Annotated in this window: 11 protein-coding genes; 2 read left to right on the forward strand and 9 right to left on the reverse strand. The window is 63.3% G+C overall.

All coding sequences use genetic code 11. The annotated features are described in order from the left end of the window. Positions 1–474 precede the first annotated feature (474 nt). Entirely contained in the window at positions 475–1,932 is a 1,458-nt protein-coding gene (locus ACVW16_RS02280) for an FAD-binding oxidoreductase (protein WP_456735281.1), read from the forward strand. A gap of 30 nt (positions 1,933–1,962) precedes the next feature. Here ACVW16_RS02280 and ACVW16_RS02285 read toward each other — a convergent pair whose 3' ends face one another. Next, entirely contained in the window at positions 1,963–2,736 is a 774-nt protein-coding gene (locus ACVW16_RS02285; protein WP_456703791.1) for a helix-turn-helix transcriptional regulator, read from the reverse strand. A gap of 120 nt (positions 2,737–2,856) precedes the next feature. On the opposite strand from ACVW16_RS02285, the gene ACVW16_RS02290 reads away from it, so the two are divergent. Next, positions 2,857–3,936 carry an alcohol dehydrogenase catalytic domain-containing protein gene (locus tag ACVW16_RS02290; RefSeq protein WP_456735282.1) on the forward strand — a complete coding sequence of 360 codons (1,080 nt, stop codon included), beginning with the start codon at positions 2,857–2,859 and terminating at the stop codon, positions 3,934–3,936. Positions 3,937–4,065: 129 nt separating this feature from the next. On the opposite strand, the gene ACVW16_RS02295 is transcribed toward ACVW16_RS02290, so the two are convergent. From ACVW16_RS02295 to ACVW16_RS02330, 8 genes are all read right to left on the reverse strand, one after another. Next, complete coding sequence (locus ACVW16_RS02295; protein ID WP_092229566.1) at positions 4,066–4,770, reverse strand: ABC transporter ATP-binding protein; 705 nt, start codon at positions 4,768–4,770, stop codon at positions 4,066–4,068. 7 nt (positions 4,771–4,777) lie between these two features. Further along, positions 4,778–6,058: a lipoprotein-releasing ABC transporter permease subunit gene (locus ACVW16_RS02300; RefSeq protein ID WP_456703792.1), complete on the reverse strand. Its 1,281-nt coding sequence runs from the start codon at positions 6,056–6,058 to the stop codon at positions 4,778–4,780. 90 nt (positions 6,059–6,148) lie between these two features. After that, entirely contained in the window at positions 6,149–7,468 is a 1,320-nt protein-coding gene (gene proS, locus ACVW16_RS02305; RefSeq protein WP_456735283.1) for a proline--tRNA ligase, read from the reverse strand. Positions 7,469–7,615: 147 nt separating this feature from the next. Further along, on the reverse strand, positions 7,616–9,178 hold the full coding sequence (locus tag ACVW16_RS02310) for a copper resistance CopC/CopD family protein (protein WP_456735284.1): 1,563 nt from the start codon (positions 9,176–9,178) through the stop codon (positions 7,616–7,618). Further along, on the reverse strand, positions 9,178–9,696 hold the full coding sequence (locus ACVW16_RS02315) for a YcnI family copper-binding membrane protein (RefSeq protein WP_456738598.1): 519 nt from the start codon (positions 9,694–9,696) through the stop codon (positions 9,178–9,180). The genes ACVW16_RS02310 and ACVW16_RS02315 overlap by 1 nt, the downstream gene beginning before the upstream one ends. Positions 9,697–9,727: 31 nt before the next feature. Next, positions 9,728–10,249 (reverse strand): copper chaperone PCu(A)C, encoded by a 522-nt coding sequence (locus ACVW16_RS02320; RefSeq protein WP_456735286.1) that lies wholly within the window; start codon positions 10,247–10,249, stop codon positions 9,728–9,730. Positions 10,250–10,290: 41 nt separating this feature from the next. Then, positions 10,291–12,750 (reverse strand): TonB-dependent receptor, encoded by a 2,460-nt coding sequence (locus ACVW16_RS02325; protein WP_456738599.1) that lies wholly within the window; start codon positions 12,748–12,750, stop codon positions 10,291–10,293. Positions 12,751–12,835: 85 nt separating this feature from the next. After that, positions 12,836–13,210, reverse strand: coding sequence for a DUF2946 family protein (locus ACVW16_RS02330; protein ID WP_456703798.1), 375 nt, complete (start codon positions 13,208–13,210; stop codon positions 12,836–12,838). Between the last annotated feature and the right edge of the window lie 401 nt (positions 13,211–13,611).

The raw sequence follows: 13,611 nt of genomic DNA on the forward strand, positions 1-13,611 counted from the left end.
GCTTGGTTGGGAGCGCGATGACCCGTCGCGCCGTTTCGTCCCTCCTGCGTCGTCATTCGTCACGGCCCTCTCATCTTCGTCCCATTGCCCCCTCCGTTCATCCCTCCCGGCTCGCTTTCCGGCGCAGATTCGCGGAGACATCCGTCGAGCACCGCCTGGAGAACCGGAATGAACCGTCGCGACTTTCTAGCCACGGCCCTCGCACTTGCCGCAGCCCCGGCACTCGGCAACCAGCCGACGGGCATAGCCGCTGCCAGCCGCCCGCGGCCGGGACAGGCTGGCTGGCCTTCCGATGCGGACTGGTCGGCGCTGAATCAAGCCACCGCGGGACGCCTCACCCGTGTGACCCCTCCGAACCTCGCCCCGGCTGAAGCAAAACAGCTCCTGGCCAATCCGTTCTACATCGGTGATCAACCCGGTCTGACGGAAAGTTCCGGCTGGTTCGAGGCCTGGCGCTCCGAGCCCAGCGCCTACATGGTCGCGGCCGAGAGCGCGGCAGACGTCGTCGCGGCCGTGCGCTTCGCCAAAGCGCACAATTTGCGCCTGGTCGTGAAGGGCCGCGGCCACAGCTATCTCGGCGGCTCCTCTGCGCCGGATTCGCTTTTGTTATGGACCCGCAAAATGGACGCCATCACCGTTCACGACGGTTTCGTTCCGCAAGGCTCAAGCTCCAAGCCGATTCCGGCTATCACGACGGGCGCGGGCTGCATGTGGCTCCGCGCCTACCAGGCGGCCGCCGGCGCCGGGCGCTACGTTCAAGGTGGCGGCTGCACCACCGTGGGTGTCGCTGGGCTGGTGCAGGGCGGCGGGTTCGGGAACTTTTCCAAGGGATTTGGAACGGCGGCGGCGAGCCTGCTCGAGGCCGAGATCGTGACAGCCGACGGCGAAATTCGTGTGGTCAATGAAACGCGCGAGCCGGAGCTGTTTTGGGCGCTCAAGGGCGGAGGCGGCGGCACTTTCGGGGTCACCACACGGCTGACGCTCGCAACGCATCCGCTCCCCACATCCGTCGGTGCGGTCAACGCCACGCTGCGCGCCCGCTCCGACGAAGCCTACCGCAAGCTGCTGGCCCGCTTCGCCGCGTTTTGCGCGACGAGCCTGTGCAATCCCCACTGGGGCGAACAGGTCCGGGCGTATCCCGACAACCGCCTCGACATTCGCATGGTCTTCCAAGGCCTGACTACGGACGAAGCGCGGGCAAATTTCAAGCCCCTGCTCGATTTTGTTGCAGCCAATCCTGACGATTACGCCGGCAAGGAATCGCTTGAAGTCGTGGGCGTGCCTGCCCGCTATTTCTGGAACGGTTGGCTTTATCGCCTGTTCGCCCGCTCCGCGGCCAATTTCGATGAACGTTCTGGAGCGCCATGGACCGATTATTGGTGGAAGGGCGATGGCGAGCAGGTCGGCGCCTTCTGGCACGCGTACACATCGGCCTGGTTGCCGAGCTCGCTCCTTGATCAGCAGAACCGCAACCTCCTCGTCGATGCGTTATTCGCCGCAAGCCGCCACTGGGCGGTCGGGCTGCATTTCAACAAGGGCTTGTTCGGCGCATCGCCTGATGTGATCGCAAAAGCAGGAAACACGGCGACGCATCCGGACGCATTCGAGGCCTTCGCTCTTGCGATCATCGCAGCCTCCGGCCCCACCATCTTCGGTGGTCTTGCTACGCCCGATCCTGTTCTCGCCAAAGCGCATCGAGACCGCGTGAACGCCGCGATGGAGGCGCTGCGCGCGGCGGCGCCGAACAGCGGCGCGTATGTCAACGAGTGCGATTATTTTCAGTCGGACTGGCAGAATGCGTTGTGGGGCCCGAACTATCGACGGCTCCTCGACGTCAAACGACGCTACGATCCGGATGGACTGTTCTTTGTGCATCATGGTGTCGGCAGCGAAGGCTGGAGCGCGGACGGATTTGCCCGCCTGCCCTCGTAGCGAACCCAAATCTCTTCAGGGACGGCACGCCTACACCGGCGTGTAGATCACGAGCTTCAGCGCGGGATCGTCGTTGGCCTGAAAGCTGGTGTGCTCGAAATGCAGCACGCCCTTGGTGGGATGCGTCATGGTCTTGCGGCCCGACAAGGTGCCGTGCACCTCGTGCGCACCCCACCATTTGACAAATTCGGGGCTACCTTCGCGCAGGCGCGTCAGCAATTCAGCAAAGGCGGGATCGCCGGCCCAGACGTCGTGGGTGGCGCGAAACATCGCGACCATCCGCTTGGCCACCTCAGCCCAGCCCGCGCCATAGGATTTCCGGGTCTTCTTGTTGGTCATCATCAAGAGCAGGGTGTTGCGATCCTCTTCCGGCAGCCGCCCGAACGCGAAGATCTCTTCGGCGGCTGCGTTCCACGCCAGCACGTCCCAGCGCCGGCCGGTGATGTAGGCCGGGTGCGGCAGGCTTTCGACCAGGCGCCGAATGGCCGGCGGCACCACCTCGCGGGTGAAGGGGCCCCTCGCGCCGTCCCGCGCGAGATCCCTGAGATGCGCGTGCTCGGTCTTGCTGAGCCGCAGCGCGCGCGCCAGCGCATCGACTGTCGTGACCGACGGGCTGACGGTGCGGCCCTGCTCGAGACGGATGTACCAGTCGACCCCGATGCCCGCGAGCTGCGCGACCTCCTCGCGGCGGAGCCCTGCGGTACGCCGCCGCTGGCCCGCGGGTAGGCCCACTGACTTCGGCGACAGCTTTTCACGACGGGAGCGCAGGAAATCGCCGAATTCGACGCGGCGTGGGTCGGCCATGGACGGACTCGCGTGAAGGAGGGTCGGACAATACTAGGATAATACCAGGCCTTCCTGCCGCGCAACAGCCCTCGCATAATCCCTGCACCTCACAATGAGGTACGAACGAAGGTCAACATCATGAAGGCTGCCGTACTCAAATCTTTCGGATCCCCGCTTGATATCGAGGACGTCCCCGACCCCGTGCTCGGTACCGGCGAGGTGATCGTCGAAATCGTCGCGACCCGTGTGCTGTCCTACTCCAAGGAAGTGTTCAGCGGCGAGCGCAAATACGCGCTGGATCTGCCCGCCATTCCAGGAGCCGGCGGGGTCGGACGCGTGCGCGCGATCGGCCCGGACGCAACCAAATTGTCCGTCGGCGACTGGGTCGTCTGCGATCCGACGGTCCGCTCGCGCGACGACGCGATCGCTCCCGACATTCATCTGCAGGGCGTCAGCGCGCGCGGCGAAGGCGGCATGCGGTTGCAGAAATATTTTCACGACGGTTCCTTCGCCGAGCGGATGAGGGTGCCGACCGAGAACGTGACGCGGCTCGGCGAGGTCAGCGAGGAAAAGGCCGCGCAATGGTGTGCGCTTGGAACCTTGCTGGTGCCCTATGGTGGTTTCCTTGCCGCCAGGCTGCAGCCCGGCGAGACTGTGCTGGTGAGCGGCGCGACCGGCAATTTCGGCAGCGCTGCCGTGGCGGTGGCGCTCGCGATGGGAGCGGCTTGCGTCGTTGCGCCGGGCCGCAACGAGAAGATGCTCGGCGAGCTCGTGCGTCGCCATGGCGCGCGTGTCAGGCCGGTGAAGCTGACGGGCAACGAGAACGACGACCGCGAGCTGATGAAGCGCGCCGCACCCGGCCCGATCGATTGCGCGTTCGACATCATGCCGCCCTCCGTCTCGACGACGGTGGTCCGCGCCGCGATCATGACGGTGCGGCCCAATGGCCGTGTCGTGCTGATGGGCGGCGTCAACATGCAGGGCGGCCCCGGCCTGGAGCTGCCCTACAACTGGATCATGCGCGAGTGCATCACGATTCACGGCGTCTGGATGTATCCGCCTGAAGCCGCGGTTCGCCTGATCGCGCTGGTCCGCGCCGGCCTCTTGCGCCTCGATCACTTCGAGACGACGGCATTCGATCTCGACCATGCCAACGAGGCCGTGGACCATGCGGCCGCCAATGCGGGCGCGTTCAACATGACGGTGATCCGGCCGTAATTGTCGCAGCAGCTGCGGCGATGCGTCGCCGCAGCTGCTATGCCTGCGCTGTCAGATGGCTGGGAGACGTCACCCCCGATGCAGCCAGCCGCGGCCGTCTACTGTGCATGGGGTTGTTTTCGCGGTTTGTTATTCGAGCTCGACCACCTGGCCGTTGGAAAGCGACACCCGCCGATCCATGCGGCCGGCGAGTTCCATGTTGTGGGTCGCGATGAGCATCGAGACCTTGGTCGCCTTGACCAGCTGCATCAGGGCCTGGAACACGTGGTCGGCGGTGTGCGGATCGAGATTGCCGGTCGGCTCGTCCGCGAGCAGCACGCGGGGCGCATTGGCCACGGCACGCGCGATCGCGACGCGCTGCTGCTCGCCCCCCGACAGCTCTGCGGGACGATGGGTGATGCGGTCGCCGAGGCCGAGATAGCCCAGGATCTCCTTGGCGCGCTTGACGCTCTCGGACTTCTTCAGGCCGCGGATCATCTGCGGCAACATGACGTTCTCGAGCGCCGAGAATTCCGGCAGCAGCCGGTGCGACTGGTAGACGAAGCCGATATCGCTGCGGCGAAGCTGGGTGCGCTCGATGTCGGGCAGTTGCGAGGTCGGCGCGCCGTTGACATAGACCTCGCCGGAATCGGGGGCCTCGAGCAGGCCCGCGATGTGCAGCAGCGTCGACTTGCCCGACCCCGAGGGCGCAACCAGCGCCACGGACTGTCCCGCCCACAGCGCGAGCTTGGCGTTGTCCAGGATCGTCAGCGCCGCCTCGCCCTGCAAGTACTGCCGTTTTATCTCGTGGAGATAAATGACCGGTACATCCTCAGCCCCCTGCTGCTGCTCCATCAGCCCCTCACTCGTACCGCAGCGCTTCGACAGGATCGAGGCGCGCGGCGCGCCAGGACGGGTACAGCGTCGCCAGGAACGACAGCGTCAGCGCCATGATGACGACGGCCGTGGTCTCGCCGACGTCGATCTCGGCGGGCAGCTTCGACAGGAAGTAGAGCTCGGGCGAGAACAACTCCGTGCTGGTCAGCCAGGACAGGAATTGCCTGATCGATTCGATGTTGAGGCAGATCACGAGGCCGACGAAGAAACCGACCAGCGTGCCGACCACGCCGATCGAGGCGCCCGTGATCAGGAAGATCCGCATGATCGATCCTTGCGAGGCGCCCATCGTCCTGAGGATCGCGATGTCGCTGCCCTTGTCCTTCACCAGCATGATCAGGCCGGAGACGATGTTGAGCGCCGCGACCAGTACGATCATGGTCAGGATCAGAAACATGACATTGCGCTCGACCTGGAGCGCGTTGAAGAAGGTCGAGTTGCGCTGACGCCAGTCGACCAGGAACACCGGCCGGCCCGCCGCCTCCGTCACGGCCTTACGGAAGGAGTCGATCTTGTCCGGATTGGTGGTGAACACCTCGATCGAGGTGACGTCGTTGCTGCGATTGAAATAGGCCTGGGCCTCGGCGAGCGGCATGAACACGAAGCCGAGATCATACTCGGACATGCCGATCTCGAACACGGCGACGATCTTGTAGGGCTTTATGCGCGGCGTCGTGCCCATCGGCGTCACCGCGCCCTTCGGCGCCACCAGCGTGATGCTGTCGCCGGCATGCAGCGACAATTGGTCGGCGAGCCGCCGGCCGATCGCGACGCCCTGCCCGTCGTCAAAGCCCTCGAGCGAGCCCTGCTTGATGTTCTTGGCAATCGAGGTGAGATTGTTGAGGTCGTCAGAACGGATGCCGCGCACCAGCACACCCGAGGCGTTCCAGGGCGATGACGCCAGCGCCTGGCCATCGACCACGGGCGCAGCGAGCCGGATGCCCTGCACCTGGCTGATGCGCTCGGCGACGTCCTTCCAGTCGGTCAGCGGCGATTCCAGCGGCTGGACCAGGATATGGCCGTTCAGCCCCAGGATCTTGTCGAGCAACTCCTTGCGGAAGCCGTTCATCACGGCCATCACGATGATCAGCGTGGCGACGCCGAGCATGATGCCGAGGAAGGAGAACCCGGCGATGACCGAGATGAATCCCTCCTTCCGCCGAGCCCGCAGGTAGCGGGCCGACAACATCCACTCGAACGGTGCGAAAGGCGCAGTTTGGACGGCTTCTGTCATGGTTTCATCCATCGCTCGATAATCCCATGATTCGGGGTCAATTGTGGCCGGATTGGCGGCCGCGATCTCGGGCGATGAACAATATTCAGCCGACCAGACTTATCAGCCCACAAGTCTTGCGACCGCGTCCGCTGGCGACATGGTCTCGCGGGAGCCGTCGCTGCGCTTCTTGATCTCGATCTTGCCCTCGGCGAGCCCCTTCGGCCCGATCATGATCTGCCAGGGGATGCCGATCAGGTCGGCGGCGGCGAATTTCGCCCCTGCACGTTGGTCGGTGTCGTCATAGAGCACGTCGACGCCCTTGGCGGTGAGCTCGGCGTAGAGCTTCTCGGAGGCGCCATCGACGGCGGCATCGCCCTGCTTGAGGTTGAGGATCGAGACGCGGAACGGCGCCACCGCCTCCGGCCATTTGATGCCGGCATCGTCATGGCAGGCCTCGATGATGGCGCCGAGCAGGCGCGAGACGCCGACGCCGTAGGAACCGCCATGGATCGGCACGTCGACGCCATCAGGGCCGGTCACCAGGGCCTTCATCGCGTCGGAATACTTCGTGCCGAAATAGAAGATCTGGCCGACCTCGATGCCGCGGGTATTCACGCGCTTCTCTGCCGGCACTTCCTGCTCGAACCGGGCGGCGTCATGAACATCTTCGGTCGCGGCATAGAGCGAGGTCCATTGCTTGATGATCGGCGTCAGGTCGCTGTCATAGTCGACGTCCTCGCCCGGCACCGGCAGGTCCAGCACGTCGCGATTGATGAAAACGCCGGATTCGCCGGTCTCAGCCAGCACGATGAACTCGTGGCTGAGATCGCCGCCGATCGGGCCGGTCTCGGCGCGCATCGGGATCGCCTTCAGGCCCATCCGCGCAAAGGTGCGCAGGTATGCGACGAACATCTTGTTGTAGGCGACGCGCGCGGCGGCCTCGTTGAGGTCGAAGGAATAGGCATCCTTCATCAGGAACTCGCGGCCGCGCATCACGCCGAAACGCGGACGCTGCTCGTCGCGGAATTTCCATTGGATATGATAGAGATTCAGCGGCAGGTTCTTGTAGGACTTCACGTAGGCGCGGAAGATCTCGGTGATCATTTCCTCGTTGGTCGGCCCGTACAGGAGCTCGCGCTTGTGGCGGTCGGCGATGCGTAGCATCTCCGGGCCGTACGCGTCATAGCGGCCGCTCTCGCGCCAGAGGTCGGCGAGCTGGAGCGTCGGCATCAACAGTTCCAGCGCACCGGACCGGTCCTGCTCTTCGCGCACGATCTGCTCGATCTTCTTCAGCACGCGGAACCCGAGCGGCAGCCAGGCGTAGATGCCGGCCGCCTCCTGCCGGATCATGCCGGCACGCAGCATCAGCCGATGCGAGACGATCTCCGCCTCTTTCGGATTTTCCTTCAAAATGGGCAGAAAGAACCGCGACAACCGCATGGTAATACTCTGGGAATCAGTGGTGGCCTGCAGTGAAACCGGATTGGGAGCGAAAAGACAAGGCCGGGAATGAGGAAAAGCCGCTAACGCGGCGGAATTCCTGTCATTTTTACCTCGACTTCAGGTTGGACCTGGTCCGTGTCGAAGCTAGGGCGTTGCGATCTCGAGTTCGTCCTCGAGCGTGACCTTCTCGAAATCGGTAATGAGCGCGTCGATCCGCACATGCCAGCGCCCGGCGAACGGCAGCTCGACCTTGTGCACATGCCAATAGCCGTCAGGCCCGAGCTCGGCGTCGCGTTCCATCGGCTCGATGCCGCGCTCGGGCAGGCTCAGCGTCAGCGTCGCCTCCTTGGCGTTCAGAGGCGTCGCCTCGCTGGTCATGAGCTGGAGCACGAAATCGTCCACGCCGGCCTTGCCCGGCGACACCAGCACCTGGAACATCGCGTTGTCGGTGTGGATGTGGATCGCCAGCGGTGTCTCAGGCACGATGGTCCGTGGCGGCGGCGTGAAGCGCCAGCCGGCGACGACCGCGAAAATGCCGAGCGCGGTCCCGCACTCAAGCAGGATCGATCGCTTCAGCGCCGGCGCGGCCACCTGATCCTTTGCTAACGCGGGAGTCAACCGAAAGCGATTGATGGCTGCAAGGGCCAGAAGGAATAGGACCAGCGCCAGCTTCACCGAGAGAATAAGGCCATAGCTCGTGTCGACCAGCGCAGCCGGCTTCTCGAGCTGGATCATCGCAAGCATGAGGCCACTCAGCGCCAGACCCGCGACCACCGGCATGGCGATGCGCGAGAATCGGTTGAGGAGCGGCAGCACTGCCGCCGTCGGCTTCGACAGCAGCGCTGCAACCGGCGCCAGCGCGCCAATCCAGAAGGCTACGGCGAGGCCATGGACGAAGACCGCCGGCCGCGTCAGCACCTCGGGCGACGCCGTTGCGGCGTGCCCGGTCATGGCGAGCGACATGCCCACACCGACGAAGGCGATGACCGCGAGCGTACGCGCGTACCAAGCCCGGCCCAGCGCCATTTGCGCAAGCAGCATCGCCGCGATCGCGACGAGCAAAGCGGGACCGGCACTGGTCGCAAATGCAATTTTCCAGGGGGCCACAGTCACAAGCGCCGCCAGCGGCAGACCAAGGAGATCAAGACCCACCAGACCAAGTGAGACAATGGCACTCGAGAGACCAACAACGAGCCCCACGCGTGGCACGCCCATACCCATCATCGACCACGCAATCCAGCGCCCAAAGAACACGCCGCCCACGCCGACGAACAGCCCCAGATAGAGGCCGACCCGCGACAACCAGATCAGCGCGTTCAATCCACCATCCACATTTGCCGAAGGCTGCGTCCCCGTCGGCATGCCGATCGAGAAGATCACCGATCCGGCGACGGGATGACCGTCCTGCGAGACGACCCGATAGCTCACCACCGCGGTGCCCTTCGGCAAGTCCGGCGGCATCGCAACCGAAATGCTCTCGCCTGACGTCGTGACGCGCGCAGCATCGCGCACCCTGCCCGCGCCATCGATCAACTGGATCGCGCCCGGCGTCACCGCTTCGTTAAAGCGCAATTCCACCGCCTTCGGCGCGCTCGCCAGCATGCTGCCGCTCGCCGGCTCGACCGAAATCAGCGCCGCATGGGCCAATGCGCCGGTCGAGGTGCCAACAAGAAACAGCAGCGTCGCAACTGCAGCGAGAAAGCGCATTACGGCTTGGGCAGCAATTTTACGCCAGGCGCCGGCGACTTGTCCTCGCGCGAATGCGCTGCCCCTTCCACCGGGATTTCGATCCAGCGGCTGACACCCTTCTCGCATTCCTGCACCACAGGGAAGTACAGCGTGGTGTTCGGCTTCAGGCTGTCAGTGAGAAAGCTACTGACGACAAATTCATCATAATTGCGGTCCGGCAGATTGCCGCCGGACCAAACCACTTCCTTAACGCCCGAAGTCAGCTTGTTGCCGTGATAGTCGTAGGCACTGGCATACTGCCCCTCGACGATATCGACGTTCCAACCGGCCTTCGGCATCGGCTTCACCGCGATCACACCTTCCGGGATTTGCACACGGATCTTGATCGTCGGCGAGCCGGAACAGCCGTGCGGCACGGCGAAGACGGCCTTGTAGGACGCGCCGACCGTGGCCTGCTTGCCTTCCAGATAAACGTGGGCCGCCGCAGGCGATGCGACGAGTGCACCGACCAGGATTAGCAAGGGTGTCTTCGACATGCTCGATCTCCCGGAGGTTAGATCACATCAGTCACATTTTCATTCCCGAATGGTCCGGCATTTTCTTCATCATCGTGCCCCCGCCGCTGGGCGCCTGGGCGCCGAGGCCCTTGACGTCGAGCGACACCGCGACCTTGCCAGCCTTCTCGAACTCGAGCGTTACAGGCACTTTCTCGCCCTCTTTGAACGGCCCCTTCAGATCCTGAAGCATCAGATGGTTGCCGCCGGGCGCGAGCTTCACGGTCTTGCCCGGCTCGATAACGAGGCCCTTGTCCAGCGGACGCATCTTCATCACGCCATTGTCCATTGTCATCTCGTGGATCTCGGCCTTGCCGGCGATCTCTGCCGACACGGCGACGAGCTTGTCGGGCGCGGTGCCCTTGTTCTCGATGGTGAGGAACCCGCCGGCGACCTTGGCGCCGGCAGGCGTCGCCCGACTCCAGGCCTGGGAGATGACGAGATCGCCCGCCTTGACCTCGTCGGCTCGGACGGGGGCTGCGATCACAACGGCCGAGAACGCCGCGAGCGCGAAGAGAGTTGAGAGCTTGTTCATGTCGATTGCCTTTCTTGTCGCAGCCGAGAGCCCGACTCCAGTCAGAACGTGTACTTGCCGGCAAGAACAAAAGTTCGTCCCGAGAATGGATGGAACAGGAAATACTGCTCGTTGAAGAGATTATCGATGCCGAAGTCGAACGCGAAATTCTTCGTCGCGTTGTAGTGGATCTTCAAGTCCACGACGAAAAAATTATCGAAAGCGCCGTAGACGTGCGGGATGATATCCGAGTTGTCCAACGTCGAATATTGCTTGCCGCTGTAGCGCGCGGCGACGGTATAGGCCCAGCCATCATTCGGCCGGTAGGTGACGCCGAACTTGGCGCGCCAGTCTGGCACGAAGGGCACGCGCTTGCCAACGACGCTGGTCGGGCCTTTCCAGTTCGGATCGGAGATGATCCTGGAATCGACGTAAGTGAGGCTGCCGAAGATCTGCAGGCCGCTCACCAGCAAATTGTCCTTGTCGGCCGACAATTCCACGCCCTGCATGCGGATCGCAGCAACGTTGCTGACGGCGGTCTGCACCGATTGCGTTCCGGTTGCATCCGTCACGGTAGTCGATTGTGAGATCAATGCATTGTTGGTCCGCTCGCCGAACATCGTGAGCCGCACGCGGCCATCGGCCCAGCGCCGTTCAAGATTGAGTTCGCTGGTGAAGTCCTGCTCCGGTGACAGCAGCGGATTGGCGAGATAGGTGATGCCGCCCACGCTGATGTTCTGGTAGAGCTCAGTCACCGTCGGATAGCGGTACGCCTCGCCGAAATTGGCGGTGATGTTCCAGTCTTTGTTGGGATCGATCGACAGCGATGCCTTTGGCGAGAAATTGGTCGAGGACAACTCTGGCTGTCCCGTCGGCACGGCCGATGTGATGACGCCGGCGCTGGTCGGCGTGGTGTTGAGATTGAAGCCCTCGACTGCCTGCCAACTCTCCAGCCGCCCGCCTAGCGTCAACTTGACGATCGGCGTGATCTTCCAGGCGTCCTGCCCCCAGAGAGCTTCGGTCCGAGTCTCGCCGACACCGGTCGAATAGAGCTGGCCATTGCCGGTTAAGGGTGCATTGAACCAGAGCGTCGAAGCATAGACCGGATTTTCAAGCCGGTAGCGGTCGCCATGTATGCCGAAGCTGATCTCATGCGGACCATCCATGCCATCTGGGCGCCAGATGCCCTTAGCGTCCGTATTTTGCCAATTGGTGCCGTCCATTCGCGTCACCTTGCCGTTCAACGAATAGCCAAGGCCGGGCGATGGCACGACCGTAAATGGGTTGCTCAGATCGTCCTGGAGATAGTTGTAGCTTGAGGCCGCAAGGTCGAAGTCGAACACGCCCTTGGTGTCGCTCTTGAGCGAGACGGCATTGCTCACATGGAGCTGATCCCAATTGTACTTGCTGCTTGCAAAGCTGCTGATGCCGCCGAACGTCGGCAGGCCGGTTGCAATTGACTTGAGATAGGTCTGCGGGTCAGAGGTCTGATGATTGTTCCAGATGCCCAGCGAATAGGTTGCCTGCACCAGCGGCGTGATGTCGTAAGCAAGTCGCAGATTGCCGGAAGTCTGTTGCGAATGCGCCAGCACGCCGGTGCCCACCACGTTGGCGACGCCCCCGTTCTTGTTGAGGGCGGCAAAGCCACCGCTCGTACCGGCCGGGAACGAGGGGGTGGTGGTATAGGTCAGCGGCTGCTGATAGCTCTCGAGATAGTTGGCGCTGACGAGCCAGGAAAGCTTACCCTTGCGATTGCCCGCGGCGGCGCTGGTCTGGCTGGTTATGTAGGTATCCTTTGTGCCGTATTGATTCCACGGCATCACCGAGACGGTTTCCTTTGCGACCGCAAACGGTTTGTCCGGCATCCTGGATGTGATCAGCAGGACGCCGCCGATCGAATTGCCGGGATAGGCGGCCGCAAAGGGACCGTTGAGGAAATCCACCCGCCCGATCGCCTCGGGCGAGATCAAATTCCATTTTGGCGAGGCGCCGGAATTGTTGTTGCCGATCAGGGCCGAGATCAACAGATCGTCATAGTAGATCAACGAGCGCGCACTCGAATTCAAGCCCCAGCTTCGTGTCGCGAGCACGGCCTGATTGTCGCCGTCGTTGCGCTTCCGCACGAACAGGCTCGGCATGTATTTGACGGCGTCCTCGGGGTCCTTGAGGTTGATGGTTTCGTCGGCCTCCTGCGCCGTGATGCTGAAGGATCGTTGCGGCAGCCGGTAGCGCGCCACGGCCGCCGGCTGATCAAGCGAGGCGCGCCCGCCGCGCGTGACCTGCGCCTCGGCTGCGACAACCGACGCTGGCCGCTCAACCGCCGGCTTTGCCTGATTTGTCCTGGCGGCTGCCGCATGCACCGCGTGCTTGCCCGGCTTGGGCTTCACCGTCGCTGGCGCATCGACGGTCACCGCGGGCAGCTCTTTTGAGCTGCTCTGGGCGAAAGCGCCGCTCGACGAGGCAAGCAGCGCGGCCTGAACGGCAACGACGCTCACGCCGCAGCGGGCATGGCGAGGTAACATGGAGCATTCCTGACGCCGGCTTTATTTCCGGCCATTCGACAGCATCAATCGCCAGCGGATCAACCGAGGCGATCACGAGAGGTCGTCAGGAGAAATGGGGAGGTCCCCGCGCCTGGGCGCTTGAATTCTTGTGGGTGGCGGGAGCAGAGGCGTCCGCTTCACGCCACACTACGCGCTCGGCGTGGCGGAAGGGAGCGGGAAGCGCAGCATGCGGTGGCGAATCGAAGGACGCGGTGGCCTGCGCAAGACAACAGATCGCGCAGATCCCGGAATGCGAGGCCGGCGAACCGCCTTGATCGTTCGGAGCGCCCTGCTCACTAATACTGTGGCAAATGACACCGGCAGGCAGCTGATCGGCAACGGTCCGACCGGCCGCCCAGCAGGCGGCAATCGGCGCCAGGACCTGCATCGCGAGCGCGAGCAGGACGAGGGGTAGGAATTTCTGCAGCCGCGCGCGCATCCACCGAACCAGTCATTCGTCTACTAACTAATCACCGCACCAGCTCCGAGTCGAGATGACTTCATCGGCCGTGTTGGGCTGGCGCAAACTTCTCGAAAAATGAGTTCGGCCGCCTCCGACCGGGATCGGCCCTCAATATCTGAGCAAGCCCGCCACCCGGAAGATCAAAAAATTCATATATTTGTCATAGACTTAAGAGGAAGGCAGCGCGATCGTTTCGCCAATTGCTCGAATTTTGAACATTCGTTGCCGAAAATGATGACAAGTGAGAAAAGTTGATCTAGCATCCCTTTCGCTCAGGCTTGACCGTGAGGTCGACGTCTGGTGGTCCAAGTCTCGGGAGGAGCCCCTGGCGCGCAAAATGCAGCGTCGCCCCGCCAATCAAGATCAAATCTTAGAAT

Source organism: Bradyrhizobium sp. USDA 4474 (assembly GCF_054057515.1).

Bases quoted from the DNA above. Each gene is read 5' to 3' on its own strand.
- ACVW16_RS02310 (WP_456735284.1), bottom strand. From the start codon at position 9,178: ATGCGCTTTCTCGCTGCAGTTGCGACGCTGCTGTTTCTTGTTGGCACC.
- ACVW16_RS02320 (WP_456735286.1), bottom strand. From the start codon at position 10,249: ATGAACAAGCTCTCAACTCTCTTCGCGCTCGCGGCGTTCTCGGCCGTT.
- ACVW16_RS02280 (WP_456735281.1), top strand. From the start codon at position 475: ATGGTCGCGGCCGAGAGCGCGGCAGACGTCGTCGCGGCCGTGCGCTTC.
- ACVW16_RS02325 (WP_456738599.1), bottom strand. From the start codon at position 12,750: ATGTTACCTCGCCATGCCCGCTGCGGCGTGAGCGTCGTTGCCGTTCAG.
- ACVW16_RS02285 (WP_456703791.1), bottom strand. From the start codon at position 2,736: ATGGCCGACCCACGCCGCGTCGAATTCGGCGATTTCCTGCGCTCCCGT.
- ACVW16_RS02295 (WP_092229566.1), bottom strand. From the start codon at position 4,770: ATGGAGCAGCAGCAGGGGGCTGAGGATGTACCGGTCATTTATCTCCAC.
- ACVW16_RS02290 (WP_456735282.1), top strand. From the start codon at position 2,857: ATGAAGGCTGCCGTACTCAAATCTTTCGGATCCCCGCTTGATATCGAG.
- ACVW16_RS02315 (WP_456738598.1), bottom strand. From the start codon at position 9,696: ATGTCGAAGACACCCTTGCTAATCCTGGTCGGTGCACTCGTCGCATCG.
- ACVW16_RS02300 (WP_456703792.1), bottom strand. From the start codon at position 6,058: ATGGATGAAACCATGACAGAAGCCGTCCAAACTGCGCCTTTCGCACCG.
- proS (WP_456735283.1), bottom strand. From the start codon at position 7,468: ATGCGGTTGTCGCGGTTCTTTCTGCCCATTTTGAAGGAAAATCCGAAA.
- ACVW16_RS02330 (WP_456703798.1), bottom strand. From the start codon at position 13,210: ATGCGCGCGCGGCTGCAGAAATTCCTACCCCTCGTCCTGCTCGCGCTC.